Source organism: Zhengella sedimenti, assembly GCF_046506625.1.
Taxonomy (GTDB): Bacteria; Pseudomonadota; Alphaproteobacteria; order Rhizobiales; family Rhizobiaceae; genus Zhengella; species Zhengella sedimenti.
This window is the reverse complement of the sequence record NZ_JBKFFP010000007.1, coordinates 155,262-177,783: the sequence shown is the minus strand read 5'-3', so window position 1 is coordinate 177,783 and position 22,522 is coordinate 155,262. Positions and strand designations below refer to the sequence as shown.

The following is a 22,522-nucleotide window of genomic DNA, read 5'->3' as shown; positions in this document are numbered from 1 at the left end:
TCCGGCGCCGCCTTCTGCCACTGGCTCAGCGGGGCCCTACATGCAGCGCATCGTCTCCCTACTCGTCCGGTTCAGCCGCCTTGCGACCGGCATCGCCTTCGCGGTGCTGATGATCGCGGTGCTGATCCAGATCGCCGGCCGCTTCATCGGCAGTTCGCCGGTCTGGACGGAAGAATTGACGCGCTTCGCCCTGCTTTATCTCGCCGCCTTCGGCGTCGGGCTGTCGTTCCGCAACGGAGACCTGGTCAATGTCGACCTGGTCTGCGACTCGCTTCCCGGCGCTTGGCCCAAGCGCCTGCGCTTCGTTTCCGCCGTCGCCACGGCGGCGCTGGCCTTGGCGCTGATCGCGCCGGCCTGGAAATACACCTCCATCGGCGTCATGCAGACCTCGCCGGCACTGGGATGGCGCATGGACTTCCTGCACGTGACCATGCTGGTGCTGCTGGCTTCGCTCGCGGTCTTCGCGCTGGCGCGGGCCGTTGAAATGCTTCTGGGCCGTTCCGACGGCCGTCCTCCCCAGACAAGCGGTGAACACGCATGAGCCTTGCCATCCTCATCGGCGTCTTCATCGCCGGGCTCGTCATCGGCATTCCGGTGGCGGTGACGCTGGGGCTTGCATCCGCCGCTTACCTGCTGACAGCGGGCATTCCGCTCGTCGTCATGCCGCAGAAGATGTATGCCGGCATGGACGTGTTCGTGCTGCTTTGCATTCCCGGCTTCATCCTGGCCGGCAACCTGATGAATTCCGGCGGCATCACCGAACGCATCATCCGGTTTGCCAATGCGCTCGTTGGCTGGGCACGCGGCGGACTGGGCCTGACCAACGTGGCCGGCTCCATGCTCTTCGGCGGCATTTCCGGCACGGCCGTGGCCGATGCGGCATCGATCGGCGGCATGATGATTCCCGGCATGAAGAAGGCGGGCTACCCTGCCGATTTCTCGGCCGCCGTCACCGCGGCGTCATCCACGGTCGGGCCCATCATCCCGCCCTCGGTGCCGATGATCATCGTCGGTGCACTGTCGGGCATTTCGGTGGGCAAGATGTTCCTGGCGGGGGCGGTTCCGGGCGTGCTGATGGGCCTTGCCATGATGCTGACGACCTACATCATCGCCGTGCGCAAGGGTTTCCCGCGCCAGCCCTGGCAAGGTGCGGGCGAGTTGGGGCGCTCCTTCCTGGGGGCGTTCTGGGCGATCTTCATGACGGTGCTGATCATCGGCGGGCTGATGAGCGGGCTTGCCACGCCGACCGAAACGGCGGTCGTCGCCAGCCTCTATGCCTTCATCGTCGGCTGCTTCGTCTACCGCGAACTGCCGCTGAAAGCGGTGCCGAAGATCGTCATCGACAGCGCGGTCTCCTCGGCCGCCATCCTGGCGCTGGTCGGTTTTGCCAACGTGTTCGGCTGGATTCTCGTGGCCGAGCGCATTCCGCAGGCCATCGCCTCGGCCGTCCTCGACATTACCGACAACAAGTTCGTCGTCATACTGCTCATCAACATCCTCTTGCTGTTTGTCGGCATGTTCATGGAGACGATCGCGGCACTGATCATCCTGTTCGTGCCACTGCTGACGCTGGCGCAGGGCGTGGGCATCGACCCGTTGCATTTCGCCACGTTCGCCGTTCTCAACCTGATGATCGGGCTGACCACGCCGCCGGTGGGGGTCTGCCTGTTCATCTGCGCCAATATCGCCCGCCTGCCGCTGACGCCGGTGGTCCGGGCCATTGCGCCCTTCCTCCTTACGAATATCCTGGTGCTGTTGCTGGTCTCCTACGTACCGGCGATTTCCACCTGGCTTCCCTCTGTCCTGATGGATTAGGATCATGTCCATGCAAACACGCGTCTGCCGCCTTCACGACAAGCACGACATCCGCATCGAGACCGACACGGTCGGCGATCCCGGACCGGGGCAGGTGCTCGTCGCCATCGGCGCCGGCGGCATTTGCGGGTCCGACCTGCATTATTTCCACGATGGCGGGTTCGGTCCGATCCGTGTCAAGGAACCAATCATCCTCGGCCACGAGGTGGCGGGAACGGTGAAGGCGGTGGGCGAGGGCGTGACGAACGTGAAGCCCGGCGACCGGGTGGCGCTCAATCCCAGCCGGCCCTGCGGGCATTGCAAATATTGCGATGCCGGGCAGTTCAACCATTGCCTGAACATGCGCTTCTACGGGTCGGCCATGCGCTTTCCCCACGAGCAGGGCGGTTTCCGCGATCTCATCATCGCCGAAGCGGTTCAATGCGAGACGGTCGGCGAAGGCACGTCCATCGCCGAGGCCGCCTGTTCGGAGCCGTTGGCCGTATGCGTGCATGCCGCCAACCAGGCCGTCGACCTGCAAGGCGCCCGCGTTCTGGTGACGGGCGCCGGCCCCATCGGCGCCTTGTGCGCGGCGGTGGCGCGCGAACGCGGCGCCGCGGAGGTGGTCGTCACCGACCTGCAGGACGCGACGCTGGCGGTGGCCGCGCGCATGGGTGCGACGCAGACGGTCAATGTCGGGCGCGACGGCGCGGCCATGGAGAGCTTTACCGCCGACAAGGGCCATTTCGACGTGGCCTTCGAATGTTCGGCGGCGCCGGCGGCGCTGCGCACCGCCATCACCACGGTGCGGCCCAGGGGCACCATCGTGCAGGTCGGCGTGACCGGCGACATCGCCATTCCGCTGAACCTGGTCGTGTCCAAGGAAATCGCCCTGAAGGGCACGCATCGCTTCCACCCGGAATTTGCCGAGGCGGTGCGGCTCATCGACAGCGGCGCCATCGATGTCAAGCCGATCATCACCGGCAGCTTCCCGCTGGAGCATGCGCTGGAGGCGTTCGAGGCCGCCGGCGACCGTTCGCGGTCGGTGAAGGTGCATCTCACCTTCGCCTGAGCGGCAGGGCCGAACGGCCCGGCACGCCTTGCGGCGGACAACGCGACCTGATCCATTGGGCTCATGACCGCACCATGTCCTTTTTGCGGGCAGGCAGCACCTGCCGCCGGTGAACCGCTCCTCGTGCTTGCCGCCCACGGCGAACGCGGCGGAGCGGGTGACAATGCCCGGCTGCGCTCGATCTGCCGGCAGGCCGCCGCACTGCTCGGCGGCGAGGCAACCGTGCGCTGTGGCGTGCTGTCGGGCGAGCCGGCGCTCGAAAGCGCTGTGGCTGGCGCAGACGCTTGTCCCGTCCGGGTCTACCCGGTCTTCATGAGCGAGGGCTTTTTCGTCCGTGAAAAACTGCCTTCGCGCCTTGCCTCGGCCGGCGTGACGGCCCGCATCCTTCCGGCACTTGGCGCCGATCCGGCTTTCGCACGGGCCTGCGCGGCACGTTTGCGCGGGCTGGAAGGCGGCGCGCCGGAAATTGTCCTTGTCGCTGCCCATGGTTCGACGAAGGACGACCGCTCGCGGCGCGCCACGGAGGCCTTTGCCAGACACCTGGCAACGGCCCTCGGCATACCGGTGCGCTGCGCCTTCCTGGAAGAGGAACCCCTGGTGGAGCCGGCGGTTCGCGGCCTGGGCGGTAACGCGGCCATTGTCAGCCTGTTCGCCGGCCAGGGCCTGCATGGCGCGGACGACATGAACGCGATCATTGCGGAAGCGGGATTTCCGCCAGCGCGTGTGCTGACTCCGGCCGCCGACACGGGACTTGTCGCGCAACTGGCGGTCGAGGCCTTCCGACAGGCCGATGGCCTGTGAAAGCAGGATGTGAACACAGTGGTCGCAAGGCCGGTGCCCTGATGACAGCAAATTAACTTGCCAGATATTGCTTTGCGGCCCAAATAAACGGTTCTATCGGCTTGGAGCCGTGTGCCGGGACGGCCGGCCGAGCGGGAAGACCATATGGCATTCTGGAAACAGGTTCTCCTTACCATCGCCTTGCTGGCCATAGCCGGCTTTGCCTACGCACGCCTTGTTCCAGGTGCCGGCGAGCAACTGGCGCGGTTCGGGCTGGATGCGTCCACGATCGCGCTGCTGACCGGTTCAGACCCGGCCGCGCAGGCAAATGGCGGCGGTGGCGGTGGCGGTGCTGGAGGGCGCGGCGGTTTTGGTAGCCGTGAAGCCCTCGTTTCGGTACAGCCTGTTACGTCCGCGCGGATCAATGACCGGATCACGGCCATCGGCGACGGCGAGGCCCTGCGCTCGGTGACCGTGGTGCCGCTGTCGTCGGGTGTCCTGACGGAGGTCAATGTAGAGGCCGGCCAGAAGGTGGAGGCGGGCACCGTCATCGCGAAGCTCGATTCCAGCAGCGAGGAAATTGCCAGGGACAGGGCCGAGCTTGCCCTGAAGACGGCACGCGACGCCCTGCAGCGCGCGGAACGGCTGTTCGAGAGCCGCACCACGTCGCAGACGCAACTGGACGACGCGCGCAACGCGGTGGACTCGGCGGAACTGGCACTTCGCGATGCTCAGGTCGAGCTCGAAAAGCGCAGCATCATTGCGCCGATCTCCGGCCGCGCTGGCCTGGTTCCGGTCGAAAAAGGCGACTATGTGACCACCCAGGCCGAGATCGCCACGCTCGACGACCGCTCATCGATCCTCGTCGACTTCTGGCTGCCTGAACGGTTCGCCCCGATCATCGCCGTCGGACAACCGCTGACTGCCCATGCCGTGTCATTGCCCGGCGAGACCTTCGAGGGCGTGGTGCAGGCAACGGGCAGCCGAATCGACAGGGCGAGCCGGACGATCCAGGTACGCGCCATGGTGCAGAATCCGCAGGACAGGCTGCGGCCCGGAATGTCGTTCCGGGTGGAAATGCGCCTGCCCGGCGAAACCTGGCCGGCGGTCGATCCGCTGGCCATCCAGTGGAGTTCGGCCGGCGCCCATGTTTGGCGCGCCGTCGACGGAAAGGTCGAACGGGTGGCCGTGTCGATCATCCAGCGCAACAGCGACAGCGTGCTCGTGGACGGACCGCTGCAAGAGGGTGACCTCGTGGTAACCGAAGGCCTGCAATCGCTCAGGCCCGGCGCGGCCATCCGTATCCAGGGCGAGAATTTCCGGGAAAACCAGCCGCGCCCGCAGGTGTCCGATGCAAGCTGACGGACCGCACAAGGGCAATGCCAATGACATCGCGGCGCTGTTCGTGCGCCGGCCGGTGCTTGCCATTGTCGTCAGCCTGCTCATCGTCGTCGCGGGGCTCGCGGCGCTCTACGGAGCCGAGATCCGCGAACTGCCGGAAACCGATAGCCCTGTCATCACGGTGCGCACCGATTTTTCCGGCGCCGCGCCGGAAACCATCGACCGCGAACTGACAGCACGGATCGAAGGTGCTGCCGGGCGGGTGCCGGGCGTGCGCTCGATCTCGTCCTCCTCCTCCTTCGGCCGCTCCAGCGTCACCGTGGAATTTACCGAAGAGACCGATCTCGACATAGCGGCCTCCGACCTTCGCGACGCGATCAACCGCATCTCGCGCGACCTGCCGGACGATGCCGACGACCCGATCATCGTGAAGGCGGACGGCAATGCCCAGGCCGTGATGCGCATCGCGGTCACCTCCGACCGGCTGACCGTGCAGCAACTGACGCTGCTCGTCGAGGACGACATCGTGGAGCGCCTGACCGCCGTGCCGGGCGTGGCCGATGTCCAGGTCTATGGCGACCGCGACGAGATCTTCCGCATCGACGTGGACCAGACGAGGCTCGCCAGCCGCGGCCTGACGGTGGCCGACCTGGCGCGGGCGCTCTCGACGGCGGCTTTCGATGCGCCCGCCGGTTCGCTGACTTCGGCTAGCCAGGACCTTGTCGTGCGGGCGACGGCGACGGTCGCCTCCAGGGAGGAATTCGAGGCCATCATCATCAAGGACCGGGTGCGTATCGGCGACGTGGCCAGTGTCTCCCTCGGCCCCAATCCCGGCGACAGTTCGCTGCGAGCCAACGGCGCCAATGGCGTGGGGCTCGGCATCGTGCGGCAGGCCGGGTCGAACACGCTCGATATCTCGAAGGGCGTGCGCAAGGCGGTGGATGAAATCCGCACCATCCTGCCCGACGGGGTGACCGTGAAGGTCACCTCCGACGACGCGACCTTCATTTCGGGCGCCATCAGGGAGGTTGTCACGTCGCTGGCGCTGGCAATCGCCATCGTTATCGCAGTGATTTTCCTGTTCCTGCTCAACGTGCGGGCCACGCTGGTGCCTGCGCTGACCATCCCCGTGGCGCTGATCGGCGCGGTTGCGGGTATCTGGCTGGCCGGTTTTTCCGTCAACATCCTCACGCTGCTGGCGCTGGTGCTGGCGACGGGCATGGTGGTGGACGACGCCATCGTCGTGCTGGAGAACATCGTCACACGGCGCAACGAGGGCATGACCGCGCGCGCGGCGGCGGTGATCGGCACGCGCGAGGTCTTCTTCGCCGTCATCACGACCACGGCGACGCTGGCGGCGGTCTTCATCCCGATTTCCTTCCTTCCGGGAAAGGCCGGCGGGCTTTTCCGCGAGTTCGGTTTCACGCTGGCGCTCTCGGTCATGCTGTCTTCCGTCGTGGCGCTGTCGCTGTGCCCCATGCTGGCATCGCGTTTCCTGACGGGGCAGCCGCGCGCCAGCGACAGCGACGCGAAGCCTGGTCTCGTCGGCCGGTTCGGCGCCATGATGACACGGCTCTACGCCGGCCTGCTTGAGTTGTGCCTGAAGGCGCCGCTGGTGGTGATCGTGGCGGCGGTGATCGTGGCCGGTGCCGCGACAGCGACCTTCACCACCTTGCGCCAGGAACTGACACCGCCCGAAGACCGCTCCATCGTCATCTTCACGGTCTCGGCACCGCAGGGCGTGAGCCTCGACTACACCGCCAGCCAGATCCGCAAGCTGGAGGCGCTGGCCGAGCCCTACCGGGCCTCCGGCGAGGTCACCAACATCTTCTCGATCGCCGGGCGCGGCGGGCGTGCCAATAGCGGCTTCCTCGTGCTGACGCTCGCGCCCTGGGAAGAGCGCACGCGTTCGCAGCAGGAGATCGTGGCGGAAATGAACAGGCTGGCAGGGCAGGTGGTGGGCGTGCGCGCCTTCGCCATCCAGCCCAATTCGCTGGGCATTCGCGGCGCGGGCAACGGTTTGCAGGTGGCCATCGCCGGCGAGAACTACGACGAACTGGCCGCGGCTGCCGACAAGGTGATGCAGCAACTTGAGCAGGATCCGCGGTTCGGGCGCGTGCGGCTGTCCTACGAGACGACGCAGCCGCAATTGTCGATCCAGGTGGACCGCGAGCGTGCCTCCGACCTTGGCGTCGACATTTCCGGGCTGGCGGCAGTGATCCAGTCCATGCTCGACGGACGGGCCATCGGTTCGGTCTTCCTGAATGATCGCGCCATCGACATCAAGCTGCTGTCGACGTCCAATCCGGTCAACGATCCCACAGACCTGGAAAACATCTTCATCCAGACGTCCGATGGCCGAACGGTGCCGATGTCGACCATCTCGACGCTTGAGGAGCGCCCGGTTGCGCCATCGCTCGACCGGGAGCAGAAACTGCGCGCCGTGTCGATCACCGCCAGCCTTTCGCCGGAATTCGCGCTCGCCGACGCGATGGCGCGGTTCAACGAGATCGCGACACCGCTGCTGCCGCCGGGCGGCCGGCTGGTGCCGCTCGCGGAGGCCGCCACCCTCGACGAAACCAGCAGCTCCATCGGCCTGGTCTTCGCCTTTGCCATCGTGGTGGTCCTGCTGGTGCTCTCGGCCCAGTTCGAGAGCTTCGTCTCGGCCTTCATCATCATCCTGACGGTTCCGCTCGGGCTGGCCTGCGCGGTCTTCGCCATGGCGCTGACGGGAACCAGCCTGAACGTCTATTCCCAGGTCGGGCTCGTCCTCCTGGTTGGCATCATGGCCAAGAACGGCATCCTGATCGTGGAATTCGCGAACCAGTTGCGCGACAGGGGCGCCAGCGTGGCCGAAGCGGCACGGCAGGCGGCGGTGCGCCGGCTGCGCCCGGTCATGATGACGATGATTTCCACCGTGCTCGGCGGACTGCCGCTGGTCCTGGCGTCCGGGGCGGGAGCGGAGGCGCGAATCGCCCTTGGATGGGTGATCGTCGGCGGATTGGGGCTTGCGACCATCGCGACACTGTTCGTGACGCCGGTCGCCTATCTCCTGCTGGCGGGGTTCTCCACGCCCAAGGCGGCGGAACAGGCGCGGCTCGAGCGCGAACTGGCAGAGGCGGAAGCAGGCTGACCAGTAGGCGCGGCCTCCTCAGCCGGCGACCCTTTCGAGCATCGCAATGAAGCGGCGGCTCTCTGCCTCACCGCCGAGGCGCTCGATCATGCGGTTTTCATGATCGCGCCAGACATCGGCCATCGCGATCACGAACCGTTCGCCCTTGGCCGTGAGGTAAAGCGAATAGGAACGGCGGTCCGCATCGGTCTTGCGCCGCTCGGCCAGGCCGCGCTTTTCCAGCCCGTCCATCAACGCGACAAGGTTGGCCGGCTTGACTCCCAGAGCCTCGGCGATTTCCGATTGCTTGCTTCCCGGTTGCCGGGCAATCAGCGCCAGGGCGGAAAATTCGGCCGGGCGCAGCTTCATCCTGGAAAAACTCTCGGCGAAATCCTGAAAGACCGCCAACTGGGCACGGCGAAGCTTGTAGCCTATGATCGTGTCCAGCGGGGGCACCGCGTCCGCAACGCTTGCCGGTTCCGCCTGCGCGCGAATCGTCTCCTGCTTCATGCTGTCGTCCTTTCATCCGCGAACGACCATAAATCATGGGTCATGATTATAACATAGGCAAACTTTACCGCCGGGGGTGCCGGCCGCGCACGGGCCGGTCCTGCGTCCGTTCATCGCCTTGCAGCCGTATAATATGCATTATATTGCACTAGCAATGCCATTTCCATTATGAATTAAGTCATTGAAATACATATATAAATTGGAAATTGCAAAGATTCTTCATTTAAGGCCTAGAGTTATGCAGTAAAGTGCACTATACTCTCCATCAATCAGAACAGCGGAGGGATGCCGCGATGAGCAGGATCATCGATTTCCAGACCAACCCGGACAACTACAAGCACTGGCGCATCGAGGTCGAGGGCGATGTCGCGCGCCTGATCATGGACGTCAACGAGGATGCGACCCTGTTCGAGGGTTACCAGCTCAAGCTGAATTCCTATGACCTTGGCGTCGATATCGAACTGGCCGATGCCGTGCAGCGTCTGCGTTTCGAGCATCCGGACGTGAAGGTCGTGGTGATGCAGTCGGGCAAGGACCGCGTTTTCTGCGCCGGCGCCAATATCCGCATGCTCGGCGGCGCCGCCCATGCGCACAAGGTGAATTTCTGCAAGTTCACCAACGAGACGCGCAACACGTTCGAGGCGGCAGGGGCCGAAAGCGGCCAGTACTATATCGCGGCGGTCAAGGGCGCCTGCGCGGGCGGCGGCTATGAACTGGCGCTGGCCTGCGACCACATCATCCTGACCGACGACGGTTCGTCGTCCGTGGCCTTGCCGGAAGTGCCGCTGCTGGCGGTGCTGCCGGGCACGGGCGGGCTGACCCGCGTGACCGACAAGCGCAAGGTGCGGCGGGACCTTGCCGACGTGTTCTGCTCCATCGAGGAGGGCGTGCGCGGCAAGAAGGCCAAGGACTGGCGGCTGGTGGACGAGGTGGTCGCCAATTCCAAGTTCGACGAGGCGGTGGCCGAGCGGGCAAGGGCGTTTGCCGCCATGTCCGACCGTCCCTCGGGTGCCAAGGGCGTCAAGCTCACGCCGCTGGACAGGACGATCCACGAGGACGGTTCGCTGTCCTATTCCACCGTTGAAGTGACCATCGACCGTGACAAGCGCTTGGCGACAATGACCATTTCCGGTCCGCAAGAGGACGCGCCGGCGGATGCTGCGGCGCTTCACGCGGCGGGCGCGGATGGCTGGATGCTGCGCTGCGCGCGTGAACTGGACGATGCGATCCTGCATCTGCGCCTCAACGAATTGGAGATCGGCGTACTCGTGATCCGCACGCAGGGCGATCCGGACCGGGTCGTGGCGCACGAGAAGGTGGTGCTGGACAATGCCGGTTCCGACTGGTTCGCCCGCGAGATCGCGCTGTACTGGAAGCGCGTGCTCAAGCGTCTCGACCTGACGTCGCGCTCGCTCGTCGCGCTGGTGGAGCCGGGTTCCTGCTTCGCGGGCACGCTTGCCGAGATCCTGTTTGCCGTCGACCGGTCCTACATGGCCGAAGGCGAATTCGAGGGCGACAACCGCCCGATCGCCACGATCCGCCTGACGGATGCCAATTTCGGGCCCTATCCGATGTCGAACGACCTGACGCGGCTGCAGACCCGCTTCCTGGGAGAACCGGAGCGCGTGGATGGCGCCAAGGAACATCTGGGCGAGGCGCTGGAGGCCGAAGAGGCTTCCGACCTCGGCCTCGTCACCTTTGCCTTCGACGACATCGACTGGGAGGACGAGGTGCGCATCTTCCTCGAGGAGCGCGCATCCTTTTCGCCCGACGCGATGACCGCGATGGAAGCGAACCTGCGCTTCGCCGGTCCGGAGACGATGGAAACGCGCATCTTCGGCCGCCTGACCGCCTGGCAGAACTGGGTGTTCCAGCGTCCCAATGCCGTCGGGCCGGAAGGCGCGCTGCAGCGCTACGGCACCGGCCAGCGCGGCAATTACGACATGCGGCGCGTGTGACGCGGCCGCAGCGGATCTTGCCGGGCGCGGACGCGCGCCCGGACTTCCCCGGTTGCGGGAACATCGACGTCATGAACGAACGGGAGTGAACAATGTCAGATACGATGAATGTGTCCTATGACACGCTGATTCCGAACAATGTGGGCCTTTCCAGCGACCGTCGCGTGCTCAAGGCGCTGGAAAAGTGGCATCCGGGCTATATCAACTGGTGGAACGACCTGATCCCGGAAAACTTCCAGAAGAGCCTGGTCTACCTGCGCACCGCCGTGTCGGTCGATCCGCAGGGCTGGGCCAAGTTCGACTATGTGAAGATGCCGGAATACCGCTGGGGCGTGCTGCTGGCGCCGAAGGTGGAGAACCGCATCATTCCGTGCGGCGAGCATTATGGCGAACCGGCCTGGCAGGAGGTGCCCGGCGAATATCGCGCGCTCCTGCGCCGCCTGATCGTCATCCAGGGCGACACGGAGCCGGCTTCGGTGGAGCAGCAGCGGTTCCTCGGCAAGACCGCGCCATCGCTCTACGACATGCGCAACCTGTTCCAGGTGAACGTCGAGGAAGGCCGCCACCTGTGGGCCATGGTCTACCTGCTGCACAAGTATTTCGGGGCCGACGGGCGCGAGGAAGCCGACGACCTGCTGCGCCGCCAGTCAGGCTCGGAGGAAGCACCGCGCATGCTGGGCGCCTTCAACGAGGAGACGCCGGACTGGCTGTCCTTCTTCATGTTCACCTATTTCACCGACCGCGACGGCAAGATGCAGCTTGAATCGCTGGCCCAGTCGGGCTTCGATCCGCTGAGCCGCACCTGCCGCTTCATGCTGACGGAGGAAGCGCACCACATGTTCGTGGGCGAGACCGGCGTCGGCCGCACGATCCAGCGGACCTGCGAGGTGATGAACGAGCACGGCATCACCGATCCCTTCGACACCGACAAGATCCGCGCGCTCGGCGTCATCGACCTGCCGACGATCCAGAAGAAGCTGAACCTGCACTACACGCTTTCGCTGGACCTGTTCGGTTCGGAAATCTCGACCAATGCCGCCAACTCGTTCAACTGGGGCCTGAAGGGCCGCTACCGCGAGAACAAGCTGGAGGACGATCACCGGCTCAAGGACGCGACCTATCCGGTCGCCGAGTTCGACGGCAAGCAGATCCTGGTCAAGGAAGTCAACGCGATTTCGGCGATCAACATGCGCCTTCGCGACGACTATACGGAAGACGCCCGCGGTGGCGTTCGCCGCTGGAACCAGATCATCCGCAAGCACAATGTCGATTTCGAACTCAACCTGCCCCACGAGGCCTTCCACCGCCATATCGGCACCTTCTCCGGCGCGCCGGTCACGCCGGAAGGCCTGGTCATCAGCCGCGAGGAATGGGACAGCCGCCGCGATGAATGGCTGCCGTCGAAGGCCGATGGCGACTTCATCCAGTCGCTGATGAAGCCGGTCTTCGAGCCGGGCAAGTTCGCCGGCTGGATCGCTCCGCCGAAGGTCGGCATCGACAACAAGCCGGGCGACTTCGAATACGTCAAGCTGCACATGGCGTGATGGCAAGCGGGTAACACGGACAAGGAGCATGGTGCTTGGCATTTGCCGCGACGGCATGTCCCTTGTCCGCTTCCCGCGACCTGCATTCGCCAGAAGAACGACGGCGCCCAAGCGCTGCGACCGAGGGATGAACCATGACCAAGCCGCTCAAGCAGCATCTCATCGATCCGGAGATCTGCATCCGCTGCTACACCTGCGAGAACACCTGCCCGATCCAGGCGATCACCCATGACGACCTGAACGTGGTGGTGGATTTCGACAAGTGCAATTTCTGCATGGACTGCATTCCGGTGTGTCCCACCGGCTCCATCGACGAATGGCGCGTGGTCACGACCCCCTATACGCTGGAAGAGCAGTTCTCATGGGATGAACTGCCCGAACAGCAGGACATCGCGACCGGCGGCGAAGGCGGGGCTGGCGACACCGCCATCGAAGCCATTGACGAAGCCATGGCAAAGCTGCTGGCCGAGGCCCATGCCGGGGCGGGCGGGCGGTCGCGCGCGCCGGCGTCGGCCTCCAAGCCGACGGTCAACCTCTACACGATCTCCAAGCCGGCCAAAGCGCGGGTAACGGGCAATTTCCGCCTGACGGCCGAAGGGGCCGACAGCGACGTGCGCCACATCATCCTGGATTTCGGCAACCAGTCCATGCCTGTGCTGGAGGGCCAGTCGATCGGCATCATCGCGCCGGGGACGGATGCGCAGGGCAAGCCGCACCTGCCGCGGCTCTATTCCGTTTCCAGCCCGCGGGACGGCGAACGGCCGAACTACAACAACGTTTCGCTGACGGTGAAACGGGAAGAGAAGGGCGTCTGCTCCAACTATGTCTGCGACCTGAAGATCGGTGACGAGGTGGAAGTGACGGGGCCGTTCGGATCGACCTTCCTGCTGCCGGACGATCCGCAGGCCCGCCTGCTGATGATCTGCACCGGGACCGGTTCGGCGCCCTTCCGCGCCTTCACCATGCGCAGGCAGCGGACCGTGGGCACCCATGGCGGCTCGATGACGCTGTTCTTCGGTGCGCGCTCGCCTGATTGCCTGCCCTATTTCGGACCGCTCAACAAGGTGCCCAACCGCGTTCTGAACAAGCACCTCGTCTTCTCCCGCGTGCCCGGCGCGCCGAAGGAATATGTCCAGGACAGGCTCAAGGTCGAGGAAGACGAGATCGCCGAACTGCTGGGCGATCCGAACACCCACGTCTACATCTGCGGGCTGCGCGGCATGGAAGAGGGTGTGGAAAAGGCGCTGACCAATATTGCAGAAAGCACCGGGGTGGAGTGGATTTCCCTGCGTGATGCCATGCGCGAACAGGGACGCTACCATGTCGAAACCTACTGAGGACGAGAAGGTCTTCACGCATACGATCCGCGTCGGCTGGGCCGATTGCGACCCGGCGCGGATCGCCTATACCGGACGCATTCCCTATTTCGCCCTGGAAGCCATCGACGCCTGGTGGGAAACCCGTGTCGGCGAGGACTGGTTCCGCATGAACATCGACAAGGGCGTGGGCACGCCCTTCGTCCATCTTTCCATCGATTTCCGTTCACCGGTGACGCCGCGCCATCGGCTTGAATGCCAGGTGCGCCTTTTGCGCCTTGGCGAGAGTTCGATCCGCTTTTCGGTAGAGGGCTACCAGGGCGGCGTGCTTTGCTTCGAGGGCGAATTCGTGGAGGTGTTCGTGGACTCCCGGACGCATCTGGCGGCGATCAAGGCGCCGGATTTCGTGCGCGAAAAGGTCGCGCACCTCGTCATCGAAAACTGACGCCACCCCGCCAGCTTCCGCTTCAGGCAATATAACGCAGCTTGCCGTGGTCCTGCCGGTGCATTATCCTGCACCGAACCAGTCGGGTGCGCCGGGGACGCCAATGTTGAAGCAGGCCAGCCAAACCGTTGGAAACGAAGCGGAGGATGGCGAAATCACCGAGTTCATTGCCATGGTCGGCGAGCGCGTGCGCATGGCGCGCAATCGCAAGGGGATTTCGCGGCGCCAGCTTTCGGAACTCTCGGGCGTCTCCCAGCGCTACCTGGCGCAGCTGGAGGGCGGCGACGGCAATGTGTCGATCGCCCTGTTGCGCAAGATCGCCAACTCGCTCGATTTCGAGGTTGAATGGCTGGTCGGCCGCGACGATCCCTGGACCTCTGATGCCATCACGCTGATGCGGCTGTTCCGCCAGGCGACCCGCGACCAGCGGGCGCGGGTGATGGAAATCCTCGATCCGAACGACACCGGTACGCGGCGCGCCGGGCGCGTCGCGCTGATCGGCCTGCGCGGGGCGGGCAAGTCGACGCTTGGCCGCAAGACGGCGGAGAAACTCGGCGTCGCCTTCGTGGAACTGAACCAGGTGATCGAGGAAGTGGCCGGCATGCCGGTCGACGAGGTCATCGCACTCTACGGCCAGGAAGGCTACCGGCGGCTGGAAAAGCAGGCGCTTGTCAACCTGGTTGCCACGCATGAGCAGCTCGTGCTGGCGGTGGCGGGGGGGATCGTTTCCGAACCCGACACCTATAATTACCTGCTGCGCCATTGCCACACGATCTGGCTGAAAGCCGAGCCGGAGGAACACATGGCGCGCGTGCGCGGCCAGGGTGACGAACGGCCCATGGCCGGCAATCCGGCCGCGATGGACGAGTTGAAGTCCATCCTCACCAGCCGTGAAGCGCTCTACGCGAAGGCCGAAGCAATGGTGGATACTTCCGGCGCATCGGTCGAGGACAGCATGGCGGCGGTGGTCGACGCGATCCGGGAGAACGGTTTCCTGCCGATTTGAAGCAGAGCCTCACTCCGGCCCATCTTGCCCGTTGACTTTCGCTCAAAGCAGATGAAACATCTCCTGTGACAGGGGCGTCAACCACAGCGGGAGGTTTCCATGCTGTCCATTCCTCGCCCGTTTTCACGGTTCATCCTGGTTGTCGCAACGGCGCTGGCGGGCATTCAGCTTGCCGCGGCAGCCGATGTGCGGCGCATCGAAACCGTCGAAGACGCGGACTATTTCGGTTTCGACCTGAGGACCGAGAAGGACGTCACGCTGGAACAATGCAAGGCGATCTGTCTTGGCGACAGGCAATGCCGTGCCTTTACCTACAATGTGCGCGCGGGGTGGTGCTTCCTGAAAAGCGACCATGGCGCGCTCAACCGGTTTGCCGGCGCCATTGCCGGCCGCGTCGTCGTCGAGGCGCGCGAGGATCTCGGCGCGCCGCCGCCGCTTGCCTTCATTCCCGATTCCATGCCTGTGGAAGCAGAAAAATACCGGTCGCAACTGGTCGGAAACGCCCGCCGCTTCGAAGGACGTTCGCCCTTCATGATGGCCGAGGAAGGCCTTGCCGCCCTCGATGCCGGGAATGCTCGCCAGGGCGTTGCCCTTCTTTCCGGCGCCGTTTCGCTCACGCTGGAGGATTCCGCGCTCTGGCGCGATCTTGCCCGCGGCATACGCGCCATGACGCCTGAAAGGGGAGCGGAACGCTACCAGTTGCAGCAATTCGCCACGTCGGCGGCGTACAATGCCTATGACACGTCGCGCACCACGGCCGACCGCGCGGCGGCGCTTGACGAACTGGCCAAGGCGCTGGAACTGCGCAGCCAGTTCCGCCCGGCGCTCGAAGCCTACAAGGCCTCGCTTGCTCTGCTGGAAAACCCGCAGGTGCGCGCGGATTTCGCCGATCTGCGGGCGCGCAAGGGGTTCCGGGTGGTCGACAACACCGTCGATGCGGACACGGCCAATCCGCGCGCCTGCCTGCAGCTTTCGGAAAACCTGGTCAAGGGCTTCGACTACGCGCCGTTCGTGCGGCTCAATGGCGGCGAACCGCCCGCTTTCGACGCGCAGGGCCGCGAAATCTGCGTCAACGGGCTGAGGCATGGTGAACGCTATGCAGTAACGCTGCGCGACGGACTGCCGTCGGCTGTCGGAGAAGTGCTGGAAGCGCCGGTCGACATTTCCGTCTATGTCCGCGACCGGCAGCCTTTCGCGCGGTTCACCGGGGAGGATTTCGTCCTTCCGGCACGAGGGCGGCAGGCCATTCCGGTAGTGACCGTGAACGCCGAAGCGGTGGACCTGCAACTCTACCGCATCGGCCCGCGCGCGCTGACCCGCCTGATGGAGGACGGGCGCTTCCTGCAGGGTCTTTCGGGCTATCAGGCCGAGGATATCAAGGACCGCCAGGGCGAGCTGGTCTGGTCCGGTGCGATGGAGACTCCCGGTGAACCGAACCGGGAAGCAACAACCGCCCTGCCGCTGGAGGCCGTGCTCGCCGACCGGCAGCCCGGTGTCTATGCGCTTGTCGCCAGGGCAAGGGGCGAGCGGTCCGACGACTGGGAGAACCGGGCGACCCAATGGTTCATGGTTTCCGACATCGGGCTATCGGCTGAGAGCGGGCTCGACGGCATGCGGGTGTCGGCCCGTTCACTTGATACCGCCTTGCCACTGGCCGGCGCGTCGGTGCGGCTCATCGCCCGCAACAACGAGGTTCTGGGCGAGGCCGTGACGGATGGCGACGGTGTGGCGCGTTTCGATGCCGGTCTCGTGCGGGCCAAGGGCGGGCTTGCGCCCGCGCTTGTGCTGGCGGAGGCCGAAGGCGCCGGTTTCGTCCTTCTCGATCTCGGGCGCGCGGGCTTCGACCTGTCGGACCGCGGCGTGGAAGGACGCCCGGCACCGGGTGCCATCGACGTCTATGCGTTCGCCGAACGCGGCATCTACCGGGCAGGCGACACGGTTCACGTCACGGCGCTCGCGCGCGACGGCGCGGCGGAGGCAGTCGAAGACCTTCCGATGACCTTCATCTTCCGCCGGCCCGACGGCGTGGAAGACAGGCGCCTTGTTTCGGCTGCGCCCAAGGCCGGCGGCCATGTGGTCGGGCTCGACCTGCCGGACAACGCCATGCGCGGTGCGTGGACCGTGCGCGTCCACGCCGATCCCAAGGAGGCGGCCCTCGCCGAGCAGACATTCCTGGTCGAGGATTTCGTGCCGGACCGGATCGAGTTCGATCTGGAAGCCGCGTCCGGTCCGGTCATCGATCCGGAGCAGGGCGGATCGGTCGCCGTGACGGGGCGGTTCCTCTACGGCGCGCCTGCGGCAGGGCTTTCCATCGAAGGCGAGGTGCAGGTGAGCCCGGTGGCAAACCGGCCGGGCCATGAGGGCTATGTCTTCGGCCTGGCCGAGGATGACGAGGAGGGCCGGACAACGGTGCCGTTGCAGGGCCTTCCGGTTCTCGACGCGCAGGGGCGCGCGCAGATCGGCATCGATCTCGGAACGCTGCCGGCGACGACGCGGCCACTCGAGGCGGCCGTGACGATCCGCATGCGCGAAGGCGCGGGGCGGGCTGTGGAGCGCAGCCTCACGCTGCCTGTCAAGCCGCAGGGCGTGATGATCGGCATCAAGGCCGGTTTCGCGGACGCCCAGGCGGCGGAAGGCTCCACGGTGTCCTTCGACGTCATCGCCGTCGATCCCGATGGTGCGCGGGTGGCGGCGGAAGGACTGGAATGGCGGCTGCTACGTGTGACGCGCAATTACCAGTGGTATCGCGACGGCAACAGCTGGCGCTATGAAGCCGCCGATTTCACGTCGGCGGTGGCGAGCGGTTCGCTGGATGCCAGGGCGGATGCGCCCGTATCGCTGTCCATGCCCGTCGACTGGGGCCGGTACCGGCTGGAGGTCGAGGGTGCGGACGCGATCACAAGCTATGCGTTCAATGCGGGATGGTATGTGGAGACTTCCTCGCTCGATACGCCCGACGGGCTGGAAGTCGCGCTGGACAAGGCACGCTACCGGGCCGGCGAAACGGCGCGGCTGAAGGTCTCGCCGCGCTTCGCGGGCGAATTGGTCGTCACGGTAGGGACTGACCGGGTCCTTTCCACATTGCGGGCAAGCGTTCCGGCGGAGGGCGCCGAAATCGAAATTCCCGTCGGCGGCGACTGGGGGGCGGGCGCCTATGTGACCGCCACGCTGTACCGGCCCGGATCGGCGGGTGAAAGCCGGATGCCCGGGCGCGCCATCGGCGTGAAATGGCTGGCGGTGGATTCCAGCGAACGAACGCTTTCCCTCGATATTGCGACGCCGGACCAGACCGTGCCCGGACAGGCCTTCGAGATCCCGCTGCGCGTCAGCGGCGCTCGGTCCGGCGAGACCGTGTTCGCCACCATCGCCGCGGTGGATGTCGGCATCCTGAACCTGACCGGGTACGAGGCGCCGAAACCGGAGGAATGGTATTACGGCCAGCGCCGCATGGGCCTCGAGTTTCGCGATGTCTATGGCCGCCTGATCGACGGATCGCAGGGTGCGCTGGGGCGTGTGCGTACCGGCGGAGACGGTCCGGGCATGCAGTCCAAGGGCAGCCCGCCCAAGGGCAAGCTCATCGCCTTCTTTTCCGGCCCGGTCCAACTGGACGCAGACGGCAGTGCGACGGTGCAATTCGACATGCCGCAGTTCAATGGCACGGTGCGCGTGATGGCGACGGCATGGAGTGCCACGGCGACCGGTTCGGCCGCCAGGGACGTGATCGTCCGCGAACCGGTCGTGGTGATCGCCGGTGCGCCGCGCTTCATGGCAACGGGCGACCTGGCCGAGCTTCGCTTCGACATCGCCAACACCGACGGGCCGGCGGGTGAATATGCCTTGGCCGTGGAGACCAGCGGCCCCCTGGCGCTTGCCGGCAGCCTGCCGGCGCGCGTCGTGCTGCAGGAAGGTGGACGCAGCGTTCTGCGCCTGCCCGTGACCGCCAATGCGCCGGGACCTGCCGGCCTGACACTGACACTCACCCATGACGACGGCGTGCAGGTCGCGCATGACGTGGCATTTCCCGTGCGGCCCGGCGCGCTGCCGGTCACGGTTCGCCGCGAAATCGAACTCTTCGCCAATGGCGGCGGCCTGACAGTGGACCGGCAATTGCTGGCCGACAGCGTCATACGGGATGCCACGGTATCGGTCTCGGTGACGCGCCTGGCGGCGTTCGATGTTCCGGGCCTGCTGATGAGCCTCGACCGCTATCCCTATGGCTGTGCCGAACAGACCACGAGCCGCGCGCTGCCGCTGCTCTACCTGTCGGAGCTGGAAGGCGAGGCGAGCGATCCGGCAATCGACAAGCGGATCGAGGACGCCATCGCCCGCGTGCTCGCGTTCCAGTCGGCCAGCGGTTCCTTCGGGTTGTGGTCGCCGGGTTCAGGCGACCTGTGGCTCGATGCCTATGTCACGGACTTCCTGACCAGGGCACGCGAGAAAGGCTTTGACGTGCCGCAGACCGGCATGGATCTGGCGATCGGAAATCTGGAGAACAATCTCGCCTATGTGAACGATGTCAGCGGCCAGGGACGCGAGATCGCCTATGCACTCTATGTGCTGGCACGCAACCGAAAGGCGTCCGCCGGGGACCTGCGCTACTACGCGGACACGAAGCTGGACGCATTCGACAGCCCGATGGCGCGGGCGCAACTGGCCGCAAGCCTGTCGCTCTACGGCGATGGCGACCGGTCGGGACGGCTGTTCCGTGCCGCGCTCGACCTGGCGGAGGCGCAATCCGAGCGCGCGATCGAGGCACGCGCCGACTATGGCTCCAAGCTGCGCGACGGTGCTGCCATCCTGGCGCTGGCAGCGGAAAGCAGGCCGGAACCGGCCGGCATGGTGGCGATGACGCGGTTCGTCGCCGAACAGAAGCAGCGCCGGCCGCATACATCGACACAGGAGGATGCATGGATGCTGCTAGCCGCGCGGGCGCTGGCCGGGCAGAACGAGACCATGCAACTGACCGTCAACGGCATGGCGCATAGCGGTCCGTTCACCGTGCGCCGTTCCGGCATCGACCTGATGGATGCCCCTGTCACCGTCCGGAATGACGGCGCAGAGCCTGTCACGGCGGTCGTCACCTCCGTCGCCGCGCCGATCGATCCGCTGCCGGCCGGCGGTAACGGCTTCACCATTGCGCGCAGCTACTTCACGCTCGACGGACGGCCGGCGAGCCTGCAACAGGTGGATCAGAACCAGCGGCTGGTGGTGGTGCTGCAGATCGCCGAACTCAACACCTGGCCGTCGCGCATCGTCGTCACGGACCTGCTGCCCGCAGGCTTCGAGATCGACAATCCGGCGCTGACCGGCAGTGCGCAACTGAAGAACTTCGACTGGCTGGGCAACGTCAATCCGGCGCATCTGGAATTCCTGGATGACCGGTTCGTGGCCGCCTTTGACCGCTCGGCGGGCGACAACCGCGCGCTGCAACTGGCTTATGTGGTGCGCGCGGTGACGCCCGGTTCGTTCGTGCATCCGGCTGCCCAGGTGGAGGACATGTACCGGCCGCAATTCTCCGCGCGCACCGCCGCCGGCTTCGTGGAGGTCCGGGAGTTGCGCTGATGCGGGCGCTTTCGGTCCTCAAGTGGGGTGCGAGCGCCCTGTCCGGCCTGTTCTTCGCCATGGCCGGGCTTTCGGGCCTGGACGAGACCTTTCCGCCGCCGCTCGATCCGCCATCCGTTTCGGCGGAGGTGCACGACCGGAACGGGACGCTGCTTTTCGCCCAGGCGACAGGCGAGGGGCGGTGGCGCTTTCCGGTGTCGCTGGATGATGTCGACCCGCAATTCGTTTCCATGCTGGTGGCTTACGAGGACAAGCGGTTCTTCGGCCATCACGGCATTGATCCGCTGGCCATCGCGCGGGCCGCCTGGCAGTTCGCAGCCCACGGGCGTATCGTCTCGGGGGGATCGACGATCACCATGCAGCTTGCCCGGCTCATGGAGCCGCGCGCCGAGCGATCCGTCACGGCCAAGCTCCGCCAGATGGTTCGGGCCGTGCAGATCGAGCGGCGGCTTTCCAAGCGGGAAATCCTCGAACGCTACCTGGTGCTGGCGCCCTATGGGGGAAACCTGGAAGGCATTCGCGCGGCATCGCTTGCCTGGTTCGGCAAGGAGCCGTTGAAGCTCAGGCTGTCGGAGGCGGCCCTGCTCGTGGCGCTGCCGCAATCGCCGGAAAGCCGCAGGCCTGACCGGGCGCCCCGCCAGGCAAAAGCGGCTCGCGACAGGGTGTTGTGGCGGATGGCCGGGGCAGGGCTCATTGCGCAAACGGAAATCGCGCGCGCATCGGGCTTCGACGTGCCGCGGGACCGTGTGGCCATGCCCGCGCTGAGCGCGCACCTGTCCATGGACGTTCTGGCAAAGGCGGACCGGCGCGGCGCGCCGCACCGCCTCACACTGGACGCGGCCTACCAGCGCGCGCTGGAAAACGTCGCGCGGGAGGGAGCCGCGCGGCTTCCCGCCGGTGTCTCGGTGGCCATGGTGCTGCTCGATGCGGCGACGGGCGAGATGCTGGCACGCGTGGGGTCGGCGGATCATCTCGATGAAGGCCGGTCCGGCTGGGTGGACATGGCGGATGTGCCGCGTTCGCCCGGCTCGGCGCTCAAGCCGTTCATCTACGGGCTGGCCTTTGAACAGGGGATCGCGGCCCCGGAAACGATCATCGCTGACCGGCCGGCCGATTTCGGCGGCTATCGTCCGGCCAATTTCGACATGGACTACAAGGGCGACGTCACCGTTCGCGAGGCGTTGCAATGGTCGCTGAATGTCCCGGCGGTTCGCCTGCTTGACGCAGTCGGACCCATGCGATTGTCGTCCCGCCTGCGCCGGGCGGGCGCCAGGCTCGTCCTGCCGGAAGGCGGGGCGCCGGGCCTGGCCGTCGGACTGGGCGGCGCTGGCGTCACGCTGGCGGGGCTCGCGCAGGCCTATACGGCTCTTGCCAATCAGGGGGAGAGCGCCGCCGCGCGGTTCACCTTGGATCGCTCGGAGAGGCCGAGGCGCTCCCGCATCCTGGAGCCTTCGGCGGCCTGGCAGGTCGGGGGCATCCTGTCGGGAATTGCGCCGCCGCCCGGCGCGGCGCAGCTTGGCCTCGCCTACAAGACCGGTACGTCCTACGGTTATCGCGATGCCTGGGCGGTGGGGTTCGACGGCGCCCATGTGCTGGCCGTCTGGGCCGGCCGGCCTGACAACGGTGCCGTGCCGGGCCTGAGCGGTGCGGAAGCTGCCGCGCCGCTTCTTTTCAATGGCTGGTCACGCGCGGGTCTCGGACTGCGCGCGCTGCCGCCGAAGCCGCGCGGCGCGGTGCTGCTTGCCCATGGCGAGTTGCCGCAGGCGCTCAGGCGCTTTGCGTCGCGTGCACCGGGCGAAACCCGCGATGCGCCGGAACCGGCGCCCGTCATCGTCTATCCGCCTTCGGGCGCGCGGGTCGACCTTGCAGGCGGCGGAACCGGATCGGTCCAGCCGCTCATCATCAAGTTGCAGGGCGGGCGGGCGCCGTTCCGCTGGCTGGCCAATGGCGCGCCGCTGGATGGCGCCTCACGGCGGCGGGTGCGCCAATGGCAGCCGGACGGCAAGGGACAGCAGCGGCTGACGGTGATCGACGCGGCCGGACGTGCAGCCAGCGTTGACCTGTTCGTGCAATAGACAGATC

14 protein-coding genes are annotated in these 22,522 nt (G+C 66.1%); 13 read left to right on the top strand and 1 reads right to left on the bottom strand.

The features are described from left to right. The first annotated feature begins 40 nt into the window (after positions 1–40). The 6 genes from ACLB6G_RS18010 (at position 41) to ACLB6G_RS17985 (ending at position 8,120) form a co-directional block, all read left to right on the top strand. Positions 41–541 carry a TRAP transporter small permease gene (locus ACLB6G_RS18010; RefSeq protein ID WP_410357595.1) on the top strand — a complete coding sequence of 167 codons (501 nt, stop codon included), beginning with the start codon at positions 41–43 and terminating at the stop codon, positions 539–541. After that, on the top strand, positions 538–1,815 hold the full coding sequence (locus ACLB6G_RS18005) for a TRAP transporter large permease (protein ID WP_410357594.1): 1,278 nt from the start codon (positions 538–540) through the stop codon (positions 1,813–1,815). Before ACLB6G_RS18010 ends, ACLB6G_RS18005 begins: the two co-directional genes overlap by 4 nt. A 10-nt stretch (positions 1,816–1,825) precedes the next feature. Next, positions 1,826–2,866 (top strand): L-idonate 5-dehydrogenase, encoded by a 1,041-nt coding sequence (locus ACLB6G_RS18000; protein WP_410357628.1) that lies wholly within the window; start codon positions 1,826–1,828, stop codon positions 2,864–2,866. A gap of 123 nt (positions 2,867–2,989) precedes the next feature. Further along, a complete protein-coding gene (locus ACLB6G_RS17995) occupies positions 2,990–3,667 on the top strand; it encodes a sirohydrochlorin chelatase (RefSeq protein ID WP_410357593.1) in 678 nt (225 codons plus the stop codon). Between the two features lie 144 nt (positions 3,668–3,811). Continuing rightward, positions 3,812–5,008, top strand: coding sequence for an efflux RND transporter periplasmic adaptor subunit (locus ACLB6G_RS17990; protein WP_410357592.1), 1,197 nt, complete (start codon positions 3,812–3,814; stop codon positions 5,006–5,008). Then, positions 4,998–8,120 carry an efflux RND transporter permease subunit gene (locus tag ACLB6G_RS17985; protein ID WP_410357591.1) on the top strand — a complete coding sequence of 1,041 codons (3,123 nt, stop codon included), beginning with the start codon at positions 4,998–5,000 and terminating at the stop codon, positions 8,118–8,120. Before ACLB6G_RS17990 ends, ACLB6G_RS17985 begins: the two co-directional genes overlap by 11 nt. Before the next feature lie 18 nt (positions 8,121–8,138). Here ACLB6G_RS17985 and ACLB6G_RS17980 read toward each other — a convergent pair whose 3' ends face one another. After that, positions 8,139–8,609, bottom strand: coding sequence for a MarR family winged helix-turn-helix transcriptional regulator (locus ACLB6G_RS17980; protein WP_410357590.1), 471 nt, complete (start codon positions 8,607–8,609; stop codon positions 8,139–8,141). Between the two features lie 293 nt (positions 8,610–8,902). Here ACLB6G_RS17980 and boxC point away from each other — a divergent pair, with 293 nt between their 5' ends. The 7 genes from boxC to pbpC all read left to right on the top strand — a co-directional run bounded on the left by boxC (position 8,903) and on the right by pbpC (position 22,515). Further along, a complete protein-coding gene (gene boxC / locus ACLB6G_RS17975; RefSeq protein WP_410357589.1) occupies positions 8,903–10,567 on the top strand; it encodes a 2,3-epoxybenzoyl-CoA dihydrolase in 1,665 nt (554 codons plus the stop codon). Between the two features lie 104 nt (positions 10,568–10,671). After that, positions 10,672–12,111, top strand: coding sequence for a benzoyl-CoA 2,3-epoxidase subunit BoxB (gene boxB, locus ACLB6G_RS17970; protein WP_410357627.1), 1,440 nt, complete (start codon positions 10,672–10,674; stop codon positions 12,109–12,111). Positions 12,112–12,245: 134 nt separating this feature from the next. Next, the gene (gene boxA, locus ACLB6G_RS17965; protein ID WP_410357588.1) at positions 12,246–13,448 is read left to right on the top strand and encodes a benzoyl-CoA 2,3-epoxidase subunit BoxA; all 1,203 of its coding nucleotides are present in this window, start codon (positions 12,246–12,248) and stop codon (positions 13,446–13,448) included. After that, on the top strand, positions 13,432–13,872 hold the full coding sequence (locus tag ACLB6G_RS17960) for an acyl-CoA thioesterase (RefSeq protein WP_410357587.1): 441 nt from the start codon (positions 13,432–13,434) through the stop codon (positions 13,870–13,872). Before boxA ends, ACLB6G_RS17960 begins: the two co-directional genes overlap by 17 nt. 103 nt (positions 13,873–13,975) lie before the next feature. Further along, entirely contained in the window at positions 13,976–14,878 is a 903-nt protein-coding gene (locus ACLB6G_RS17955) for a helix-turn-helix transcriptional regulator (protein WP_410357586.1), read from the top strand. 99 nt (positions 14,879–14,977) lie between these two features. Next, entirely contained in the window at positions 14,978–20,440 is a 5,463-nt protein-coding gene (locus tag ACLB6G_RS17950) for an alpha-2-macroglobulin family protein (RefSeq protein WP_410357585.1), read from the top strand. Next, positions 20,440–22,515 carry a penicillin-binding protein 1C gene (pbpC, locus tag ACLB6G_RS17945; RefSeq protein WP_410357584.1) on the top strand — a complete coding sequence of 692 codons (2,076 nt, stop codon included), beginning with the start codon at positions 20,440–20,442 and terminating at the stop codon, positions 22,513–22,515. Before ACLB6G_RS17950 ends, pbpC begins: the two co-directional genes overlap by 1 nt. Positions 22,516–22,522: the final 7 nt, after the last annotated feature.